This window comes from Stutzerimonas kunmingensis (assembly GCF_900114065.1).
Lineage (GTDB): Bacteria > Pseudomonadota > Gammaproteobacteria > Pseudomonadales > Pseudomonadaceae > Stutzerimonas > Stutzerimonas kunmingensis.
The window spans coordinates 362,098-382,009 of record NZ_FORS01000002.1 but is presented as its reverse complement, the minus strand read 5'-3'; the positions used below and the strand labels follow the sequence as shown (position 1 = coordinate 382,009).

Below are 19,912 nucleotides of genomic sequence, written 5' to 3'. Positions count from 1 at the left end.
GGTCTAGATGAAGGTTCCGTCGACCAGATCGCGCATCGCTCCGACCAAGGATTCGTCGTCCGAAAGTGGCGAGACGATTGCCGCCAGGCACGCTTCCCGAACGGGTATGCCATCGACGCAGAGTGCACCCGCGGCGATCAGCAGACGAGTACTCGGCACCTCGGCCAGGCCGCGGTCCCGCAGCGCTCGCAGCCTGCGGGCCAGCGTGACTAGGGCACGCGAAGTCGGTGCGTCGACACCACTCTCGCGCTCGACGATCTTCGCCTCCGCATTTTCGCCCGGGAAATCCAGGTCCATGGCCACGAAGCGCTGGCGGGTGCTCGGTTTGAGATCCTTGAGCATGCGCTGGTAGCCCGGGTTGTAGGAGATCACCAACTGGAAGCCCGGCGCAGCCATCAGCAACTCACCGGTCTTGTCGATTGGCAGCAGGCGCCGGTGATCGGTCAAGGCATGCAGGACGACCACGGTGTCCTGGCGCGCCTCGACGACTTCATCCAGATAGCAGATGGCCCCCTCACGCACGGCGCGGGTGAGAGGGCCATCCTGCCAGACGGTACCGTCATGGCGAATAAGGAAACGCCCGATCAGGTCGCTGGCCGACAGATCATCGTGGCAAGCCACCGTGATCAGTGGCCGGTCCAGTTTCCAGGCCATATGTTCGACGAAGCGGGTCTTGCCACAGCCGGTCGGCCCTTTGAGCATGACTGCCAAGCCACGCGCATGGCAGCGCTCGAACATCGCGACTTCATTGCCGCACGGTACGTAGAACGGCTCCCCCTCACTTGCTTTCGCCAGTGGCGGGTATTCGGGCAACGTCACGTCGGGTGTACCTCCCTCTCTGCAAGCACCGGCTCCGTATCATCTAGGACGAAGCGTGGCGTGTAGCGGAAGAAGTCGTAGATGAACAGGGCAACGCCCACGGTGAACAGCGACGCGGTGGCAATGAGCATCACGAAATGGATCTGAATCTTCAGCTGTGCATCCAGATAGCCCATGCCCATGATTCGCTCCAGATAGACCTGCGCAATGCCTGCTGTGGCAAACGACAGCGTCATGCCGAACATGCCGGTGATTTGCAGCCAGAACGCCCAGTAGCCCAGCGCCGTGCCCTGCTCCCGTCGTCCGGCAGTCAGTGATGGCAAGGCATAGCTGATCATCGCCATGACGATCATTGCGTAGGCACCGTAGAACGCGGCATGGCCGTGCATCGCGGTGATTAGCGTGCCATGGGTCCATTTGTTGACGCTCGGCCAGGTATGAGCCAAGCCCAGTAGCCCGGCACCGAACAGCGAGAACAGTGCACTGCCGATCGTCCAGTGCAACGCCAGCGTATTCGGGTGCGCCAGCCCCGAGCGGCGCATGGCGCCGTAGGCATAGGCGGCCATGCCGACGAGCGCGAGCGGCTCAAGCGCGCTGAAAAACCCGCCAATCGGCAGCCAGTAAGTGGGTACGCCGACCCAGTAATAGTGGTGCGCCGTGCCGAGGATGCCGGCGAGAAACACCAGGCCGACGATCACGTACAGCCATTTCTCCATGACTTCCCGATCCGCACCGGACAAGCGGATCAGCAGGTAGGCCAGGAAGCCGCCCATGATCATCATCCAGACGCCTTCGACCCACAGATGAATCGTCCACCAGCGATAGAAAATGGAAACCGTGTAGTTCTCGTAATGCAGCAACGCCGGCAAGTACAGGAGTGCGGCACTGACAAAGCCGATCATCAACACAGCTTCGGTCGTGGTGAAACGCCCCGCTTTGCGGATCGTCATGCCGATGTTGTAGAGGAAGATCAGCATGCAGATGACGATGACGATCTTGTGCGGCAACGGCTGCTCGAGCAGCTTGTTGCCGGTGCCGTAGCGGAACAGGTAGCCGATGATCGCCGTGACGCCCATCAGCGTCCAAAGCACCAGCTGTACATAGGCCAGCTTGGTGCTATGCAGCTCGGCGCGCGACTCTTCCGGAATCATCCAGTAGGTCGCCCCCATGAAGCCGGTCAGTACCCAGACGATCAGCAGGTTGGTGTGAATCACCTTGGTCACGTCGAAAGGCAGGATATACAACAGCGGGTCCGGCCCGATGTACTTGGTTGCCGAGAGCAGGCCGAACACCAGCTGCAGGCCGAACAACACCATCGCGACCGCGAAGTACCAGTAGGCGACCGATTGGGACTGATAGCGCATCGTAGTTTCCCCTTGAAGCGAACGTGGGTCGGCTTGGCCGTCGTGTCACTTGAGCGTTTCGAGATAGGCCGTCAGCTGATCGATCTGCTCATCCGTCAGGCTGCCGTCGTAACCGGTCGGCATGAACGAGGTGCCGTCTGCCGAATACATCGCGCCGGGAACGATGTGCGCGCTGGGTGACACGATCGACTCGCGGATATATCCGCGCGCATCCTGCGCCTGCCCTTGGTAGTCGGGCGACGCGACGATAGCCGCCGCCCGAGTTGCAACACCGGCGAGCGTGGGGCCAGCCATATCAGCGCCGGGTGCGGTGGAGTGGCAGGCATTGCAGGCAGGCACTGCGCCTCGGAAAACCTGCTCACCCAGCGCGCGCTCGTCATCCCCGGAATCCACCGGCCGGGCACCAGGCGGTAAATCACTGCGCTGCTCGCCGCCTGTCTTCAGTGTGTCTGCGCCCGGCACGAAACTGCCGGTCACCAGGATCGGTCGCGGCGGCCAGCCCTGGTTGTCCACCTTGCTGACCCAGTCGAGAAAGGCGATCAGGTCACTGATTTCGTCTTCGGCCAGGTCCTGTTTCGGCATCAGACGCCGATGGATCTTCTCGTCGTAGAACTTCGAGGGATCGCGCATATAAGCCTTCAGATACGGCTCGCCGCGATGCTGGGTGATCTTCGTCAGATCGGGCGCGTAGTACGCGCCCTCGCCGAACAGCGTGTGGCAGTTGATGCAGTTGTATTTGTGCCAGACATCCATCCCGTGCTTGACCTCCGCCGTGATGCTGTCGGCATTGGTCAGCTTGGGAAACTGCCGGTGGCTATCCACCGTCAGCCCGATGAACACGAGCGTCGCCACACCGGTTGCAGCAATCGCGAAGAGCCTCGCTTGACGGTTGTTCATGGCGTGCCCTCAGACATTGATGCCTGTCCAATGAATGAGCGTCATCGTGAATGCATAGAGCATCGCGCCGAACATCAGCGCCAGCACGACCACACTCAGGATCTTCAACGGGCCGTAGAGCTTTCGAGCCTGCATGCTTTCTCCTTCGCAGCGTTAGCTGCCGTATAAGCAAACCGCGCTCAGTGCCCGGAGTGCGGATCAATCGGTTCGGGGCTGGAGAAGATCGAGGAATCCGCGTCGCCCTTCACCGTCAGCACACCGCTCAGGCCTTTCTCGGCGCGCGACAGGGCGTGATCAACGAGGATGTATCTGCCCGGGTAATCCGCGACGAATTCGACCATGGTCGCTCCGCCGGCAGGCACGAGGGTCGTCTGGACATCCGTCAGCGGCGGGCTGGTCAGCGAAGCCTGGTCGAAGACCTTGTCGAAGATTTCACCGATGACGTGAAAGCTGGAGATCAGGTTGGGGCCACCGACTCCGAAGAAGATGCGCACGCTGTCGCCTGCGTTGACTTCCATCTTGTGAGTCTTGGTCAGCGCATCGGTCGCGCCATTGAACATCATGTGTTGCGGCGTTTCACCCAGCAGCATGTCCAGCGAGAACTCATGCAGACCGCGCGCCCCCCTGGGGCTGGCGGTGTACAGCTCACCCTGCATTACATAGAACTCGTGATCGACCTTCGGCAGTCCACCCTCCGGCTCGACCAGAATCAGTCCGTACATGCCGTTACTGATGTGCTGAGCAACCATCGGCGTAGCGCAGTGATAGACGTATAGCCCCGGCTGCAATGCCTTGAAGGTGAAGGAGCGTGTTTGCCCCGGTGCCACCTGGGTAACCGCCGCACCGCCACCCGGGCCGGTCACGGCGTGCAGATCAATGGAATGGATGTGGGCGCTGTCAGGCTCGTTACTGAGATTAAGGGTGACGGTATCGCCCTCGCGTATCCGCACCATGGGGCCGGGCACCGTGCCGTCGAACGTCCAGAATTTGTAGGTACTCCCGTCGGCGAGGCGGCCCTCCTCCTCGGTCGTGCGAAGGTCAAGGGTGATGCTCTTCGGTTCACGGTCACCAACCGGCTCGCCTACCTGGGTTGGATCCTTGGACAGATCCTTGCCTTGTTCGACGACCGCCGCCGGTCCATCGCCCACAATCAGCTTGCCGACCATTCCCGCAGCCTTGTGGCCAGGCAGTGTGCAGTAGTACTCGAACGTCCCGCTTTTGGTCGCACGAAACACGATTCCGGTCGCTGCGCCTTTGCCGGAAATTTCGCTGGACGCAGCGTCGAATTCAGGTATGGCGATATCATGCACTGCGCCGTCGCCATTGATCAGATTGATCTGAACCACCGCACCTTCGGGCACCCGCAATTCGGGATTCACTTCGCCACGCGTCGGGCCGGACTCACTGACATAGACGAGTTTTCCATCTGCGATGTCGGTCCTAAGTGTAATCGTGACATCTGGGCGGTAACTTACATCGCTACTGGATTTCGCTTGCGCCCAAAGGACACTTGGTAAAACCAGCAACAAGAGCAGCAGAACTCTAGAACAATGGCGCATGCCGACCCTCTTAACACCGAGTTGATCTCGACCATCAGTTTAGTCACGAGAAAACTATCCGTCGGAGTAAAAACTTGCGGTGCACCCTATCAATTCAAAAGAAGCTTATTAAAAGCGCAGAATAATTGATCTGGTATTAAACCCAGACAGGGAAAGAATTGATTCGAGTCAAGCTTGGTGCAGGCATGGCAGCCAGCGTATACGGCGCGGAATTAATACCAGTATTGGAATGTGCTTGAGTCTTGGCGACGAGACTGCCGACAGGCGGTCATAGATCGTCCTCTACCCCCGCGGTTACCGCCAACGTCGGTATCGGCCAGATCCCTGGCGGGTTCGGCCTCGAGATCGAGCTGCAGATCAGCCTGCCAGGCCTTGACCGGGAGCTGGCCCAAAGCCTGATCGACGCTGCACATCAGGTTTGCCCGTACTCCAATGCAACCCGCGGGAACATCGACGTCCGGCTGGTTCTGAGCTGATAGCTTCGGACTTCTGACCCGTTGGCGGAGCCCCACCCCGCGTCTTGTCCCTGGCGACATCATGTAGCCCTGCATTGATCGCGCATCAGCTCAATGCAGTGCCATTTCGTGCTTCGTGGGCAAAGACAGGTACGTCCAGCCCTCACGACGGTCGAAGGCGAGAACGACCCGCCCACACGCCATCATCTGCTTCAACTCCGGAAAAAGAGCACTGTCATGACAGATCCGGTGATGATCACGACCGCCCGAACGAAGCTCGAAGGGAGCCGGCGACCGACGCGTGCCATGACATAGCCGCCGACAGTCGCCGCCAGCATCATCACCAGCGCTTCGCGCCACAGGATCGCACCGCCGAATGCATATACAGACACGGCGATCGCGGTCAGTACAGACGAAACCAGATTCTTGAGCCCCTGCATCGAGTTGATGTCTCGATGGCCGAGCAAGCTGAATGCAGCGAGTAGCACGATGCCCAGACCGCCATTGAAGTAGCCGCCGTATACGCTGACAACAGCCAGAGTGAAACCCTGCACCAGTGCATTCGCCTCATTTTCGGTCGAATCGCGCTTGAACCTGCGCAATAACCAGGGCCCGAAGGCGAACAGCAGCGTCGCGATAAGCAATAGCCAAGGCACGATCGCACGGAATACGTCATCGGGCGTGGTCAGCAGCAACCCCGCCCCTACTGCACTGCCGCCGAGGCTAATGGCAACGAGCGTCCCCATCGACAGCGTTGCTGGCGGGCGCAGGTCCTCTCGATAGCCCCAGGTACTTGCAAAATAGCCAGGTAGAAGCGCGAGCGTGCCTGAGGCATTGGCCGCCACAGCAGGCACGCCGGCGTAAACCAATGCCGGGAACGTGAAAAAACTACCGCCACCGGCAATGGCGTTCAGCCCGCCGCCAAGAAAAGCGGCAACCAGCAGAATTGCCCACGTTGTGATCGAATGATCCATGAAAGTTCTACTCCCTTGTGTCCACGTTTCGAGAATCGGTTTCCAGCGTACTGGCCAGCGTTTCGAGCGCCGGAGTCAATAGCTCGCTGGCCGCTATGGCAGCCTGCTCGGGACAACCGCGGGCTATGGCGTCATAGACAGCTGCGTGTGCTGCATAGGTGGGTTCCGGGAGCTGCTGCTCGCCCTCCGTCTTGGCGATGGTGTTCTGCAGACCCGCCCAGAAGAACTGATACATTTCCAACAGCGTGGCGTTGTGGCTGGCGCGGACGATGCTCAGATGAAAATCGGCATCTCGTTCGACGAACGCTTCAAGTGAGGCGTCATCGGTCCAGGTCCCTCGCGCTCCGAGAGCGTCACGTATCGTTTGCAGGTCCTCAACCGTGCGCCGCGACGCAGCCAGACGCGCAGCTTCGACCTCCAGCGCGCGTCGGACTTCGAGCTGGTCATGCAGCGCGGCGTGATCTAGGCGCTGGAGTAATCCAGACGGGTCTCGACTGGAGAGTACGAACGTCCCCGCACCCTGGCGGACCTCCAGCACCCCGGTATGAACCAGCGCTCGCACTGCCTCTCTGACGGTATTTCTGCCAACACCTAAAGAGTTGCTGAGCTGGCTTTCGGTAGGAATTCGCATACCCGGCGTCCATTCGCCAGCATTGATCTGCGACCGCATTTGCTCGATTACCCGTTCTACAAGTGACGAGCGCGAGGTGTACTGCAGCGACATATGATCACCTTCCAATTCATCCTATGTTTCAATCATAGGATGAATTTTATCCGGTACACAATTAGATGCTTCAATCGATCATTTCGTTGTCATCCGCGGCTGCCGTAAGCCGCGGCAGACGAGCGTGTTGCCCGGAGTGCAGCGAGGGCGCTGCGGTGGCTAGCAGACTTGCGAATGCGGCGAGCAGTTATCCTCGCGTTGTTGCATAGCCTGGGACAGGTAAAAGGGGCTGTGCGCAAGGCTTCCCGGCAGAGCCGTGCTCAGGCAGAAGCCAGCCTCGCGTACCTGCTAGCAAAGCTTGCTAAGCTGGCCACGTTTTATTGTCATTTGGGGGTTCCGTGTTTTCGCTCAAGCGCAAAGGTGATTTCCGCCTGCAGCTGACCCGCACGCTGAAGCAGCCTGGACGGCACAAGATCGAGCTGTATCTGTTCACCCCGCACGAGAGCAACCTGTCGGCCTGGACCCTGTCGGAAGAGCAGTTTTTCTTTACCACCCTAACGCACAGTTTCGGGCTGCTTGGCATGCCATCGAAGGACCGCATCAGCAAGGCTGACCAATCCTTCGTGCTGCTCTCACCGCACTACGAAATCATGTACGGCTCCTGGTTCTTCCAGTACCAGGCTTCAATGGAGCGGTTGCGCCAGCAGATGCTCACGTCCGAAGCTGTGGCAGAGCCCGTAGCGCGCGCCCTGCGGCTCAGCCAGAACTTCGCGCAACGCCTGCGCAAGTCCAGCCCAAAGCAGAGCAACCAACAGCGCTACTTCCGCCAGATGGACATCTATTTCTCGTGGCATGCCGAGCAATTCTTGCTGGAAAGCATGACCCTCGAGGGCTACGCGGCCCTCGACGAGGAACTCAAGCAATCAGTGGCGGAGTTCCTGCACCAGGAACACAGATACCGTAAGGAGCGCGAGTACCTGAGCGACTTCCACGGCACCCCGACACGCATATGGAACCGCATGGCGCTATATCACCGGCTGCTGGAGTACCCAGTACTGCTGCGTTCGAAGGTTACGCAGTTGGGCGCCGGCACTCACAAGCTGGTCAAAGCGGCGTCGACGATGCTGATCATGTCGCTCTTCACCTACTTCCTGTTCAATGCGCGCGACGCCAGCGAGAAACTCTCGCTCACTCTTCTGCTTGTGATAGCGCTGGTCTACGCCGTCCGTGATCTGCTGCGCGACGACATGATCACCGCCATCACCCGCAGACTACGCAAAGGCAAGCCGCGCTGGAAGATTCGCCTGTTCATGCCCTACACCCGGAAGTTGCTCGCGCAGCAACGGGTCTGGCTCGACTACCGCAAGCTGGCGGATCTACCGCCCCTGGTTCGGGAACACTCCGGCAAATGGGCCACCAACGAGGAGCGGCAGATCATCTGCTATCGCGTGCTGCTGAGTCTGGACAACGCAGCATTGGAGCACGACGAGATTCGGGAGCGGCTCACGCTGGATTGCGAACAGCTTTGCGCGATGATCCAGGCGAGGGACAACAAATTGTTTGTCCTGGCCGACGAAGATGATTCCGCCAGCGATGGCAGCAAAGGTTCAGTTCAAGCCCACCCCATCGAGAAGCAGCACGACTACAACCTGCTGCTGTTGCACACCAATCCCGGTGAGCATTTTCCATCGGCCCAGCGCTGGCGCCTGAGGCTCGGTACCAACGGCATCGTGCAATGCGAAAGCAAGAAGGCCCACTGGCCTGAACCACCTGAGCTACAACGCCCCGCATGGCATCGATTGAGTCGTCTGTGGCGGCGAGGATGATCAGTACCATCAACCTCCGCCGTCTGCGCTGCAAGGCATCGTGCGTAGCCTCACGTGTTACAACAGCAGACACAAAAAAGCCCCTGTTACGGGGCTTTTAGAGATTTTCGATTCTTCTTGCAAAGCTTCGAAATCATGAAATGGTGCGGACGGAGAGACTCGAACTCTCACACCTTGCGGCGCCAGAACCTAAATCTGGTGTGTCTACCAATTTCACCACGTCCGCCAAGCAGGGCTTAAACGAAAACGCCAGGCAATGCCTGGCGCTTTCTGGAATATGGGGTGGACGAAGGGGATCGAACCCTCGACACCAGGAGCCACAATCCTGTGCTCTACCAACTGAGCTACGCCCACCATATTGCATTTGCTTGTGCCAGAGCCCGAAATGGCGCACCCGGCAGGACTCGAACCTGCGACCATCCGCTTAGAAGGCGGATGCTCTATCCAGCTGAGCTACGGGCGCTTTGTCTGCATTCTGTTCGGAGCGCAGACTTGAAGCTCCGGCTATTGAAGAAGTAACCCTCTTCGAAAGCCATCTTACCCAGCAGCAGGCTGTGCTCGACAAGCGGGGCGAATGTTATAGAGGCTCCAAACACTCGTCAACAGCAAATTCAAAAAAATTTCAGTTAGATAAAGGAGTTACAGGTGCCGGTAGCTGCTTCGCCTTTGCCACATCGCTGCGACATGCGAGAATACGCGCCCTTTCCAAGTCCTCTCCAATGGTTAACCAAGCGTCATGACCGCAAAACTGATCGACGGTAAAACGATTGCTGCCAACATTCGCCAACAGATCTCCGGTCGTGTTGCCGAACGCCGCGCCCAAGGGCTTCGCGCTCCCGGCCTCGCCGTAATTCTGGTAGGCAGCGACCCAGCCTCCCAGGTTTACGTGGCGCACAAGCGCAAGGATTGCGAGGAGGTGGGCTTCAATTCCGTGGCCCATGACCTGCCGAGCGATACTCGCCAGGAAGATCTTCTTGCGCTGATCGATCAGCTCAACGACGACGCCTCCATCGACGGCATCCTTGTGCAACTGCCGCTGCCAAAACACCTCGATGCTTCGCAATTGCTCCAGCGCATCCGTCCGGACAAGGATGTGGACGGCTTCCACCCCTATAACGTCGGTCGTCTCGCGCAACGCATGCCGCTGCTACGCCCCTGCACGCCAAAGGGGATCATCACGCTGCTGGAGAGCACCGGTGTCGATCTGCACGGTCTGGACGCGGTCGTCGTGGGCGCATCCAACATTGTCGGTCGCCCGATGGCGCTGGAACTGCTCTTGGCTGGCTGCACCACCACCGTGACCCATCGCTTCACCCGCAACCTCGAAGAGCACGTTCGCCGAGCTGATCTGGTCGTGGTAGCGACCGGTATCACCGGCCTGGTAAAGGGTGAGTGGATCAAGCCTGGGGCGATCGTCATCGATGTGGGCATCAATCGTCAGGCCGACGGGCGCCTGCTGGGCGACGTTGAATTCGGACCAGCCAGCGAACGCGCCGCCTGGATCACTCCGGTTCCGGGTGGAGTAGGTCCGATGACCCGAGCCTGCCTGCTGGAAAATACACTGCACGCCGCCGAACATTTGCATCGATAACTACTGCGAGTAAAACAAGAACGGCACCTTTCGGTGCCGTTTTTGATTACGCCGTCCCTTTTATTCAGCAAGACGCCATGTCGTTCCGCCTTTGCCATCCTCCAGCACCACCCCCATCGCGGTGAGCTGGTCGCGGATACGATCGGATTCGGCCCAGTTCTTTTCAGCTCGAGCCGTGAGGCGCGCAGCGATCAACGCCTCGACCTCGGAGGCATCGACCTTGCCCGCCGCACCAGCTTGCAGGAAGGCTTCAGGCTCAAGCTGCAGCACGCCCAATACGCCCGCCAGCTCCTTGAGACGTGCAGCCAACGCCGCAGCTGCGGCCAGATCAGACTCACGCAGACGGTTCACCTCACGGATCATCTCGAACAGCACCGCGCAGGCTTCCGGCGAGTTGAAGTCGTCGTCCATCGCCACGCCGAAGCGCGCGATGAACTCGTCGCCACCGCCCGGCGTCGCCTCAGGCAGGCCCTTGAGGCCGTTGTAGAAGCGCTCCAGAGCGCCCTTGGCCTCGCGCAGGCTGTCTTCGGAGTAGTTGATTGGGCTGCGATAGTGGCTGGAAACCAGCAGATAGCGCACGACCTCAGGATGGTACTTTTCCAGCACTTCCCGAATGGTGAAGAAGTTGCCCAGGCTCTTGGACATCTTCTCGCCATCGACACGCACCGCGCCGGCGTGCATCCAGGCATTGGCGTACTGCTTGCCAGTGGCTGCTTCACTTTGGGCAATCTCGTTCTCATGGTGCGGGAACACCAGGTCCGGACCACCGCCATGAATGTCGAAGGTCTCGCCTAGGCAGCAGGTCGACATCACCGAGCATTCGATATGCCAGCCCGGACGACCGGCACCCCAGGGCGAATCCCAGCTCGGCTCACCCGGCTTGGCACCCTTCCACAGTACGAAATCCAGTGGATCTTCCTTCGCCTCATCGACCTCGATGCGCGCGCCGATCTTCAGGTCCTCGATCTTGCGCCGCGACAGCTTGCCGTAACCGACGAACTTGCCGACCCGGTAATAGACATCACCATTGCCCGGCGCATAGGCGAAGCCCTTGTCGATGAGCGTCTGGATCATCGTGTGCATGCCGGCGATATGGTCAGTCGCACGTGGCTCGATATCCGGACGCAGTACGTTGAGGCGGGTCTCGTCGTCGTGCATGGCGGCGATCATCCTCTCGACCAGCGCCTGGAACGGCTCACCGTTCTCGCTGGCACGGCGGATGATCTTATCGTCGATGTCGGTGATGTTACGCACGTAGGTCACGTCGTAGCCGCGGTGGCGCAGCCAACGGGTGACCACGTCGAACGCGACCATCACGCGTGCATGACCGATGTGGCAGAAGTCATAGACCGTCATGCCACAGACGTACATACGCACCTTGTTGCCTTCCAGCGGGCGGAACGCTTCCTTGGTCTTGGTCAGCGTGTTGTAGATCGACAGCGCCATCATTGACCCCAGGAGTCACGCAGCGTGACGGTGCGGTTGAACACGGGAGCGCCCGGCTTGCTGTCCTTCATGTCGGCGCAGAAATAGCCTTCGCGTTCAAACTGGAACCGCTCTTCAGGTTCGGCACTGGCCAGCGACGGCTCGGCACGGCACCCCTTGAGCACAACCAGCGACTCCAGATTGATGTTGTCGAGGAAGCTACCGCCCTCCTCGTCCTTTTCCGGATTGGCCGAGCGGAACAGGCGATCGTACAGACGCACCTCGCACTCGACGCTCTCGGCGGCCGGCACCCAGTGGATGACGCCCTTGACCTTGCGCCCCTCCGGATTCTTGCCGAGGGTGTTCTCGTCATAGGAACAGCGCAGCTCGACGATATTGCCCTGATCATCCTTCACGGCTTCATCGGCACGAATGACGTAGCTGCCGCGCAGGCGCACTTCGCCGCCCGGAATCAAGCGTTTGAACCCAGCCGGAGGGACTTCCTCGAAGTCGCCGGCGTCGATGTAGAGTTCCCGGCTGAATGGCAGCACCCGCACACCCATATCCTGCTTGGGATGGCGCGGCAGCTCGAGGTTCTCGACCTGGCCTTCCGGGTAGTTGGTAATCACCACCTTGAGCGGCTTGAGCACGCACATCGCACGGGCTGCATTGGCATCAAGATCTTCGCGGATGGCGAACTCCAGCATGCCGATGTCGACGACGCCACCGGCGCGATTCACACCGATCATGTCGCAGAAATTGCGGATCGACGCCGGGGTGTAACCTCGACGACGAAAGCCAGAAAGCGTCGACATCCTCGGATCGTCCCAGCCGTTCACGTGCTTCTCATCGACCAGCTGCTTGAGCTTGCGCTTGCTGGTGATGGTGTAGTTCAGGTTGAGGCGGGCGAATTCGTACTGACGCGGCTGCGCCGGCACCGGCAAGTTGGCCAGGAACCACTCGTACAGCGGCCGGTGATCCTCGAATTCCAATGTGCAGATCGAATGCGTGATGCCCTCGATGGCATCCGACTGACCATGGGTGAAATCGTAGCTGGGGTAGATGCACCACTTGTCGCCGGTCTGGTGATGGTGCGCATGGCGAATACGATAGAGGATCGGGTCGCGCAGGTTCATGTTGGGCGAAGCCATGTCGATCTTCGCCCGCAGCGCACGGGCACCATCCGGGAATTCACCGGCTTTCATGCGCGCGAAGAGATCGAGGTTTTCCTCCACCGACCGCTCGCGGAACGGACTGTTCTTTCCGGGCTCGGTCAGGCTGCCGCGATACTCACGCGCTTGCTCAGGCGTCAGATCACAGACATAGGCCTTGCCCGCCTTGATCAGATGGACGGCCCACTCGTGCAGCTGATCGAAATAGTTGGAGGCATAGCGCTCCTCGCCCGCCCACTGAAAGCCCAGCCATTCGACATCACTCTTGATGGCGTCGATGTACTCCTGGTCTTCCTTGGCCGGGTTGGTGTCATCGAAGCGCAGGTTGCACTCGCCACCGAACTCCTTCGCCAGGCCGAAATTCAGGCAGATCGATTTGGCGTGGCCGATATGCAGATAGCCATTGGGCTCAGGCGGGAAGCGGGTGACGATCTTGGCGTGCTTGCCGGAGTCCAGGTCGGCCTGGACGATCGGACGGAGAAAGTTGCTAGCGGCGGGAGTCTCGGGCTTGCTCATGATGTCCTTAACGATCAGCGAGTGCGGCTCAGGGTAGGCCGACCAAATCAAAGCGCTTATCATAGCGGACCCGTCAACCCCCTGACAGAGCAATGCGCCCAAGGCGGCACTGCCATCAGCGCCTGACGGCATTCGGTACGACGACCCTTGCAGCGGCCTGTCCCGCACTTGGCCAGCCCCACGAAAACGGAATCTCTCCCCGATGATCAAACTGCACACCAACTACGGCGTCATCACCGTCAACCTGTTCGAAGACAAGGCACCGGAAACCACTGCCAACTTCAAGGAATACGTGAAGAGCGGTCACTACGACGGCACCATCTTCCACCGCGTGATCAGCAACTTCATGATCCAGGGCGGCGGTTTCGAGTCTGGCATGAAGCAGAAGCCGACTCGCGCCCCTATCAAGAACGAGGCCAACAACGGCCTGTCGAACAAGACCGGTACCCTGGCCATGGCCCGCACCATGGAGCCGCACTCTGCCTCCGCGCAGTTCTTCATCAACGTGAAGGACAACGACTTCCTCGACCACAGCGCGCCAACCGTTCAGGGCTGGGGTTACGCCGTGTTCGGCGAGGTGACCGAAGGCATGGACGTGGTCGAGAAGATCAAAGCCGTGGCGACCACCATGAAATCCGGTCACCAGGACGTTCCAGTGGAAGACGTGGTGATCGAGAAAGCGGAAATCGTCGAGTAATCGCGAGTGATCCTGCTGATCTCCGATCTGCACCTGGAAGAGGAACGCCCGGACATTACCCGGGCGTTTCTGCATTTTCTCGCCACTCGCGCGTGCCAGGCCGAAGCGCTGTACATACTCGGCGACTTTTTTGAGGTCTGGATCGGCGACGATGCCATAACACCCTTCCAGCAATCGATCGCCGACGCGTTACGCGCCCTGAGCGAACGCGGTACGCGCATTTACCTGATGCACGGCAACCGTGACTTCATGCTGGGCAAGGGCTTCTGCCGCGCGGCTGGCTGTACGCTGCTGGGCGACCCGAGTGTGGTCGAGCTCGGCGGTGAGCGCGTCCTTCTGATGCATGGCGACAGCCTGTGCACCCGCGACGAAGGCTACATGCGGCTACGGCGTTTGCTGCGCAATCCGCTCAGCCTGTTCATCCTGCGTAATCTGCCGCTGTCCACTCGCCGAAAACTCGCGCGCAAGCTGCGCAATGAAAGTCGCACCCAGACGCGCATGAAGGCTTCGGACATCATCGATGTCACCCCGGAGCTGATCCCTCGAGTACTCGCCGAGCATGGCGTGCGGACCCTGATCCATGGCCACACCCATCGCCCCGCGACACACGAACTGGAAGTCGACGGCCGCCCGGCACGGCGCATCGTGCTCGGCGACTGGGACCAGCAAGGCTGGGCGCTACAGGCCGACGAGAGCGGCTTTCAGCAAGCCCCGTTCGATCTGAACTAAGCCGCCAGCGGCACGCCGCTGTGAAAGCGAAACTCGGCGTCCGGGCTTTCGATGAGTTCGCGCTCGCGTTCACGTACCCGAATGATCGCCGCATCGACATCGGCCGCATCGCCATATTGGTACGCCAGCTTGAGATAGTCCTGAAAGTGCCGCGCTTCCGACTTGAGCAGCCCGTGATAGAACTTGCCCAGCTCCTCATCCAGATGCGGCACCAACATGGCGAAACGCTCACAGGAGCGTGCCTCGATAAAGGCACCGATCACAAGCGTATCAGTCAGCCGGTACGGCTCATGATTGCGTACGAGTTCACGCAGGCCGGCTACATAGCGTGACGACCCAACGTTCCGCAGCTGGATCTCACGTCGGCGAACGATTGCCAGTACCTGCTCGAAATGACGCAGCTCCGCACGGGCGAGGCGCGACATCTTGTTCTGCAGGTCCGGTTTGTCAACGTAGCGGAACATCAACTGGAACGCCGCACCTGCCGCCTTCTTCTCGCAGTTTCCATGATCGATGAGCATCACATCCTGATTCTGCAACGCTGCATCCACCCATGCGGCGGGTGTGGCACAACCGAGGAATTCGTTGAGATCAGGAAGCATGTCTAGCCTTGCATATTCAGGAACTTAATAAGCCGACAGTTAAATGGCACCGCCGGACACCGGACGGGCATTATTGCGAATGCCGCGCGGAGCAGCCAGCCTTGCTTGATATACATCACGGCCGGCATCGCAGGCTTGTCTATAGTTGACCAACCTGAATCTGGAAATGGAGCCGATCATGCAAGCCATTCGCTGCATCCTCGTGGTAATTGACCCGAACCAGCCGCAAGAGCTGGCACTCAAACGTGCGCGACTGATCGCAAGTGTCAGCCAGTCCCGCCTGCACCTGCTGGTGTGCGATACCAAGCACGACCACGGTGCCCACCTGACCGCACTGAGCGAACAGCTGGCTAGCGAGGGCCATCAGGTGTCCACCCAGCAGGCGTGGCACGAGAGCATCCATCAGACCATCATCAACGTGCAGCAGGCCGAAGGTTGCGGGTTAGTCGTCAAGCAGCACGTGCCGGACAACCCCCTCAAGCGCGCCCTGCTCACTCCCGAGGACTGGAAGCTGCTGCGTTATTGCCCCAGCCCGGTGCTGATGGTGAAAACCGACAAGCCATGGACAGGTGGAAACATTCTCGCCGCGGTGGACGTCGGCAACGCCGATCTGGAACACCGCACGCTGCACGCGACCATCATCAATCACGGCTACGAGATCGCCAGCCTCGCCGACGGCAAGCTGCACGTCATCAGTGCGCATCCTTCAGCGATGCTTTCCGCCGCCGACCCGGCGTTCCAACTCAAGGAAACCATCGAAGCTCGGTATAGAGATGCCTGCAAGCAGTTCCAGGAAGAGTTTCAGATTCCTGACGCTCAGCTACATGTCGAGGAAGGCCCTGCCGATGCGCTGATTCCGCGCGTTTGCCACCAGCTCAAGGCCGTCGTCACAGTGATTGGCACAGTGGCAAGGACCGGATTCTCTGGCGCACTGATGGGTAACACTGCCGAGGTGGTGCTCGACACGCTGGAAAGCGATGTCCTGGTACTCAAGCCCAACGACATCATCGATCACCTCGAAGACCTGGTTCGCCACTGAGTCAGACCGCTCCGAACGAAAGCGCTGGCCCGCGGGCTTCATCAGACTCTAAAGTCGATACCTTCCGCTAGAAAGCGTGGCGCGATGTAGCGCTCGTAATGAGCCTCGGAAAGCAGGAAGAACTCCTGATCGATCGCGTCGCGCAGTTCAGGCAGCGGTCGATCACGGAATTCGGGTAGCAAAGCAACGCCATAGGCTTCGAGCTGCTGAATCAGCCGCGCACCGCGCGCGATCAACTGATAGGCCCAGCAGTAGGGAGACTGCTCCACTACAAAGCGGATCTGCCGAGCCTCCAGCTGCTGGCGCAACAGCTGAGCATCGAACACTTCGAGTTTGGCCGTCATGACCTGCGCCAGGAGGATTTCCAGACGCCGCCATACCGCCCGCTTTTCCTCTTCGCCATAGGCGTTCCAGTTAACCACCTCATGATGGAATCGCTTGCACCCACGGCAGACGATATCGCCGTACACCGTCGAGCACAGACCAATGCAAGGGGTTTTGATGCGCTGTGAGGACATGACCAAAGCAGGTTGATGGCGGGCCGAGCATCTTAGACTTTTGTCCTACCAGGGTCATCCTTGTTTCAAGCGTGGACCCCTCTTGCGCCGCCGCAAGCCCAGGCCCCGCGGGCCCGAGCGAAATCTTTTCACGCAAGCTCACGAAGCCTTGGCGGCGGCCGCCGCTGGCGCTCGACTTAACTTTTGGGGCCATTTCCAGTAGTATCGGCCCGCCGTTTTTGGCGCCACATTCCATACGAAGCTGTTTTCAAAGCGTCACGAGCACAGTTGAACCGGCTGCGTACCGGATGCGCAGATTTATCTTTACCCTGCCCATCCGGCCTCGCCCGCCCGGCGTAAAACTTTGAAAACAGCTTCCGGATGCGCGTCCCGAAACACCCAAGGGACCAATGATGAGGGTAAAAACTGTGCTTGAAGCCTATCGCAAACACGTAGAAGAGCGTGCCGCCCAGGGCGTCGTGCCCCAGCCGCTGAACGCCGAGCAAACCGCAGGCCTGGTTGAGCTGCTGAAGAATCCGCCAGCCGGCGAAGAAGAATTCCTCGTTGACCTGATCACCAACCGCGTCCCCGCTGGCGTCGACGAAGCCGCCTACGTCAAGGCCGGCTTCCTGTCCGCCCTAGCCAAAGGTGAAACCTCCTCGCCATTGCTGAGCAAGCAGCGCGCTGTCGAACTGCTGGGCACCATGCAGGGCGGCTACAACATCGCCACTCTGGTCGAGCTGCTGGATAACGCCGAACTGGCCGCTGTTGCCGCCGAGCAACTGAAGCACACCCTGCTGATGTTCGACGCTTTCCACGACGTGGCCGAAAAAGCCAAGGCCGGTAACGAGCATGCCAAGGCTGTGATGCAGTCCTGGGCCGAAGGCGAGTGGTTCACCAACCGCCCGGCAGTTGCCGAAAAAGTTTCCCTGTCCGTATTCAAGGTCACTGGCGAAACCAACACCGACGATCTGTCGCCTGCTCCAGACGCCTGGTCGCGCCCTGACATCCCGCTGCACGCGCTGGCCATGCTGAAAATGGCCCGTGAAGGCATCAACCCGGACGTACCGGGCTCGGTCGGCCCAATCAAGCAGATGGAAGAACTGAAAGCTAAGGGCTTCCCAGTTGCTTACGTCGGCGACGTGGTTGGTACCGGCTCCTCGCGCAAGTCGGCCACCAACTCCGTGCTTTGGTTCTTCGGTGACGACATCCCGAACGTGCCGAACAAGCGCGCTGGTGGCTTCTGCTTCGGCACAAAGATCGCCCCGATCTTCTACAACACCATGGAAGATGCCGGTGCCCTGCCGATCGAATTCGACTGCAGCAACCTGGCCATGGGCGACGTGATCGACGTCTATCCATACGCTGGCAAGGTTTGCAAGCATGGCACCGATGAAGTCGTCACCACTTTCGAACTGAAGACCGACGTCCTGCTGGACGAAGTCCGTGCTGGCGGTCGTATTCCGCTGATCATCGGCCGCGGCCTGACCGAGAAGGCCCGCGCCGAGCTGGGTCTGGCACCGTCCACCCTGTTCAAGAAGCCGGAAGCGCCGACTGACAGTGGCAAAGGTTTCACCCTCGCGCAGAAGATGGTCGGTCGCGCCTGCGGCTTGCCGGAAGGCAAGGGCGTTCGTCCGGGCACCTACTGCGAACCGAAGATGACCACCGTCGGCTCCCAGGACACCACTGGCCCGATGACTCGCGACGAGCTGAAGGATCTGGCTTGCCTGGGCTTCTCCGCCGATCTGGTCATGCAGTCGTTCTGCCACACAGCTGCATATCCAAAGCCGATCGACGTCAACACCCACCACACCCTGCCGGACTTCATCATGAACCGCAGTGGCGTTTCCCTGCGCCCAGGTGACGGCATTATCCACAGCTGGCTGAACCGCATGCTGCTGCCCGATACCGTTGGTACCGGCGGTGACTCTCACACCCGCTTCCCGATCGGCATCTCGTTCCCGGCCGGCTCTGGTCTGGTCGCATTTGCTGCTGCCACCGGCGTTATGCCGCTGGACATGCCGGAATCGGTGCTGGTGCGCTTCAAAGGCCAGATGCAACCGGGTATTACCCTGCGCGACCTGGTTCATGCCATCCCCTACTACGCCATTCAGCAAGGTCTGCTGACTGTCGAGAAGAAAGGCAAGAAGAACATCTTCTCCGGCCGCATCCTCGAGATCGAAGGCCTCAACCAGCTGACCGTCGAGCAAGCGTTCGAACTGTCCGACGCCTCCGCCGAGCGTTCAGCTGCCGGTTGCACCATCAAGCTGCCGGAAGACTCGATTGCCGAGTACCTCCGCTCCAACATCACCATGCTGCGCTGGATGATCAGCGAGGGCTATGGCGATGCGCGCACTCTGGAGCGTCGTGCTCAAGCGATGGAAGCCTGGATCGCTGATCCGAAGCTGCTCGAAGCCGACAAGGACGCCGAATACGCTGCCGTGATCGAGATCGACCTGTCCGAAGTCAAAGAGCCTGTGCTCTGCGCTCCAAACGATCCGGATGACGCTCGCCTGCTGTCCACCGTAGCTGGCGAGAAGATCGACGAGGTCTTCATCGGCTCCTGCATGACCAACATTGGTCACTTCCGCGCTGCAGGCAAGTTGCTGGACAAGGTCAAGGGCGGTATCCCGACTCGCCTGTGGCTGGCTCCGCCTACCAAGATGGATGCCCACCAGCTGACCGAAGAAGGCTACTACGGCATCTACGGCAAGGCTGGCGCGCGCATGGAAATGCCGGGTTGCTCGCTGTGCATGGGTAACCAGGCTCGCGTGCAAACCGGTTCCACCGTGGTCTCTACCTCCACTCGTAACTTCCCGAACCGTCTGGGTGATGCCACCAACGTCTACCTGGCTTCGGCCGAGCTGGCGGCAGTAGCGTCCATCACCGGCAAACTGCCGACCGTCGAGGAGTATATGGAGTACGCGAAGAACATCGACAGCATGGCTGCCGACATCTATCGCTACCTGTCTTTCGATCAGATCGCTGAATTCCGCGACGCTGCGGAGAAGGCAAAGATCAAGGTCGTCGAAGTCTGATGACGCGGTAAGGCAATCAGAAAACCCCGCTTCGGCGGGGTTTTTTAT

17 protein-coding genes, 3 tRNA genes and 1 pseudogene are annotated in these 19,912 nt (G+C 59.9%); 7 read left to right on the top strand and 14 right to left on the bottom strand.

All coding sequences use genetic code 11. The features are described from left to right. Positions 1-3: 3 nt before the first annotated feature. The 5 genes from BM275_RS06235 to nirK are packed head-to-tail and all read right to left on the bottom strand — an operon-like array spanning position 4 to position 4,639. Positions 4-819: a CbbQ/NirQ/NorQ/GpvN family protein gene (locus tag BM275_RS06235; protein WP_046619361.1), complete on the bottom strand. Its 816-nt coding sequence runs from the start codon at positions 817-819 to the stop codon at positions 4-6. Further along, the gene (locus BM275_RS06230) at positions 816-2,183 is read right to left on the bottom strand and encodes a cbb3-type cytochrome c oxidase subunit I (protein ID WP_023446634.1); all 1,368 of its coding nucleotides are present in this window, start codon (positions 2,181-2,183) and stop codon (positions 816-818) included. Before BM275_RS06230 ends, BM275_RS06235 begins: the two co-directional genes overlap by 4 nt. Positions 2,184-2,228: 45 nt before the next feature. Beyond that, positions 2,229-3,080, bottom strand: a complete 852-nt coding sequence (locus BM275_RS06225) for a c-type cytochrome (RefSeq protein ID WP_046619363.1) — start codon at positions 3,078-3,080, stop codon at positions 2,229-2,231. Between the two features lie 9 nt (positions 3,081-3,089). Next, positions 3,090-3,215: a hypothetical protein gene (locus BM275_RS22530; protein WP_015277086.1), complete on the bottom strand. Its 126-nt coding sequence runs from the start codon at positions 3,213-3,215 to the stop codon at positions 3,090-3,092. Positions 3,216-3,259: 44 nt separating this feature from the next. Further along, positions 3,260-4,639 carry a copper-containing nitrite reductase gene (nirK, locus tag BM275_RS06220; protein ID WP_244153861.1) on the bottom strand — a complete coding sequence of 460 codons (1,380 nt, stop codon included), beginning with the start codon at positions 4,637-4,639 and terminating at the stop codon, positions 3,260-3,262. A gap of 296 nt (positions 4,640-4,935) precedes the next feature. Between nirK and BM275_RS06215 the strand changes: the two are divergent. Then, positions 4,936-5,115, top strand: a pseudogene (locus tag BM275_RS06215) (OsmC family protein); the annotation flags it as partial. A gap of 191 nt (positions 5,116-5,306) precedes the next feature. Here BM275_RS06215 and BM275_RS06210 read toward each other — a convergent pair. Continuing rightward, positions 5,307-6,068 (bottom strand): sulfite exporter TauE/SafE family protein, encoded by a 762-nt coding sequence (locus BM275_RS06210; protein WP_090520046.1) that lies wholly within the window; start codon positions 6,066-6,068, stop codon positions 5,307-5,309. Between the two features lie 7 nt (positions 6,069-6,075). Further along, positions 6,076-6,792 carry a FadR/GntR family transcriptional regulator gene (locus BM275_RS06205; RefSeq protein ID WP_090520044.1) on the bottom strand — a complete coding sequence of 239 codons (717 nt, stop codon included), beginning with the start codon at positions 6,790-6,792 and terminating at the stop codon, positions 6,076-6,078. Between the two features lie 338 nt (positions 6,793-7,130). On the opposite strand from BM275_RS06205, the gene BM275_RS06200 reads away from it, so the two are divergent. Beyond that, positions 7,131-8,558 (top strand): hypothetical protein, encoded by a 1,428-nt coding sequence (locus BM275_RS06200; RefSeq protein ID WP_090520040.1) that lies wholly within the window; start codon positions 7,131-7,133, stop codon positions 8,556-8,558. Between the two features lie 141 nt (positions 8,559-8,699). Here BM275_RS06200 and BM275_RS06195 read toward each other — a convergent pair. The 3 genes from BM275_RS06195 to BM275_RS06185 form a co-directional block, all read right to left on the bottom strand. After that, positions 8,700-8,784, bottom strand: a tRNA-Leu gene (locus tag BM275_RS06195). Positions 8,785-8,836: 52 nt separating this feature from the next. Further along, positions 8,837-8,912 (bottom strand) — tRNA-His (locus BM275_RS06190). A gap of 32 nt (positions 8,913-8,944) precedes the next feature. Further along, positions 8,945-9,021, bottom strand: a tRNA-Arg gene (locus BM275_RS06185). Between the two features lie 273 nt (positions 9,022-9,294). Here BM275_RS06185 and folD point away from each other — a divergent pair. Then, positions 9,295-10,149: a bifunctional methylenetetrahydrofolate dehydrogenase/methenyltetrahydrofolate cyclohydrolase FolD gene (folD, locus tag BM275_RS06180; protein ID WP_090520038.1), complete on the top strand. Its 855-nt coding sequence runs from the start codon at positions 9,295-9,297 to the stop codon at positions 10,147-10,149. Positions 10,150-10,209: 60 nt separating this feature from the next. Here the strand turns inward: folD and cysS are convergent, their stop codons facing one another. Both cysS and BM275_RS06170 read right to left on the bottom strand, forming a co-directional pair. After that, positions 10,210-11,595 carry a cysteine--tRNA ligase gene (gene cysS / locus BM275_RS06175; protein WP_046619547.1) on the bottom strand — a complete coding sequence of 462 codons (1,386 nt, stop codon included), beginning with the start codon at positions 11,593-11,595 and terminating at the stop codon, positions 10,210-10,212. After that, entirely contained in the window at positions 11,595-13,262 is a 1,668-nt protein-coding gene (locus BM275_RS06170; protein ID WP_014820301.1) for a glutamine--tRNA ligase/YqeY domain fusion protein, read from the bottom strand. Before BM275_RS06170 ends, cysS begins: the two co-directional genes overlap by 1 nt. A 202-nt stretch (positions 13,263-13,464) precedes the next feature. Between BM275_RS06170 and BM275_RS06165 the strand changes: the two genes are divergently transcribed. Together BM275_RS06165 and lpxH are read left to right on the top strand one after the other, a co-directional pair. Then, positions 13,465-13,959 carry a peptidylprolyl isomerase gene (locus BM275_RS06165; RefSeq protein WP_003300175.1) on the top strand — a complete coding sequence of 165 codons (495 nt, stop codon included), beginning with the start codon at positions 13,465-13,467 and terminating at the stop codon, positions 13,957-13,959. A gap of 6 nt (positions 13,960-13,965) precedes the next feature. Next, a complete protein-coding gene (gene lpxH, locus BM275_RS06160; protein ID WP_090520036.1) occupies positions 13,966-14,688 on the top strand; it encodes a UDP-2,3-diacylglucosamine diphosphatase in 723 nt (240 codons plus the stop codon). On the opposite strand, the gene BM275_RS06155 is transcribed toward lpxH, so the two are convergent. Then, positions 14,685-15,290, bottom strand: a complete 606-nt coding sequence (locus BM275_RS06155) for a MiaE family protein (protein WP_090520034.1) — start codon at positions 15,288-15,290, stop codon at positions 14,685-14,687. The genes lpxH and BM275_RS06155 overlap by 4 nt on opposite strands. A 178-nt stretch (positions 15,291-15,468) precedes the next feature. On the opposite strand from BM275_RS06155, the gene BM275_RS06150 reads away from it, so the two are divergent. Then, positions 15,469-16,329: a universal stress protein gene (locus BM275_RS06150; RefSeq protein ID WP_041014010.1), complete on the top strand. Its 861-nt coding sequence runs from the start codon at positions 15,469-15,471 to the stop codon at positions 16,327-16,329. Positions 16,330-16,370: 41 nt separating this feature from the next. Here the strand turns inward: BM275_RS06150 and BM275_RS06145 are convergent, their stop codons facing one another. Continuing rightward, entirely contained in the window at positions 16,371-16,847 is a 477-nt protein-coding gene (locus BM275_RS06145) for a DUF1289 domain-containing protein (protein ID WP_031297307.1), read from the bottom strand. 407 nt (positions 16,848-17,254) lie between these two features. Between BM275_RS06145 and acnB the strand changes: the two genes are divergently transcribed. Beyond that, positions 17,255-19,864 carry a bifunctional aconitate hydratase 2/2-methylisocitrate dehydratase gene (acnB, locus tag BM275_RS06140; protein ID WP_090520031.1) on the top strand — a complete coding sequence of 870 codons (2,610 nt, stop codon included), beginning with the start codon at positions 17,255-17,257 and terminating at the stop codon, positions 19,862-19,864. Positions 19,865-19,912 lie beyond the last annotated feature (48 nt).

What these genes read in the sequence shown, in the direction of transcription:
- BM275_RS06230 (WP_023446634.1), bottom strand. Translation starts at nt 2,183, where the DNA reads ATGCGCTATCAGTCCCAATCGGTCGCCTACTGGTACTTCGCGGTCGCG.
- BM275_RS06225 (WP_046619363.1), bottom strand. Translation starts at nt 3,080, where the DNA reads ATGAACAACCGTCAAGCGAGGCTCTTCGCGATTGCTGCAACCGGTGTG.
- BM275_RS22530 (WP_015277086.1), bottom strand. Translation starts at nt 3,215, where the DNA reads ATGCAGGCTCGAAAGCTCTACGGCCCGTTGAAGATCCTGAGTGTGGTC.
- nirK (WP_244153861.1), bottom strand. Translation starts at nt 4,639, where the DNA reads ATGCGCCATTGTTCTAGAGTTCTGCTGCTCTTGTTGCTGGTTTTACCA.
- BM275_RS06210 (WP_090520046.1), bottom strand. Translation starts at nt 6,068, where the DNA reads ATGGATCATTCGATCACAACGTGGGCAATTCTGCTGGTTGCCGCTTTT.
- BM275_RS06205 (WP_090520044.1), bottom strand. Translation starts at nt 6,792, where the DNA reads ATGTCGCTGCAGTACACCTCGCGCTCGTCACTTGTAGAACGGGTAATC.
- folD (WP_090520038.1), top strand. Translation starts at nt 9,295, where the DNA reads ATGACCGCAAAACTGATCGACGGTAAAACGATTGCTGCCAACATTCGC.
- cysS (WP_046619547.1), bottom strand. Translation starts at nt 11,595, where the DNA reads ATGGCGCTGTCGATCTACAACACGCTGACCAAGACCAAGGAAGCGTTC.
- BM275_RS06170 (WP_014820301.1), bottom strand. Translation starts at nt 13,262, where the DNA reads ATGAGCAAGCCCGAGACTCCCGCCGCTAGCAACTTTCTCCGTCCGATC.
- BM275_RS06165 (WP_003300175.1), top strand. Translation starts at nt 13,465, where the DNA reads ATGATCAAACTGCACACCAACTACGGCGTCATCACCGTCAACCTGTTC.
- BM275_RS06155 (WP_090520034.1), bottom strand. Translation starts at nt 15,290, where the DNA reads ATGCTTCCTGATCTCAACGAATTCCTCGGTTGTGCCACACCCGCCGCA.
- BM275_RS06150 (WP_041014010.1), top strand. Translation starts at nt 15,469, where the DNA reads ATGCAAGCCATTCGCTGCATCCTCGTGGTAATTGACCCGAACCAGCCG.
- BM275_RS06145 (WP_031297307.1), bottom strand. Translation starts at nt 16,847, where the DNA reads ATGTCCTCACAGCGCATCAAAACCCCTTGCATTGGTCTGTGCTCGACG.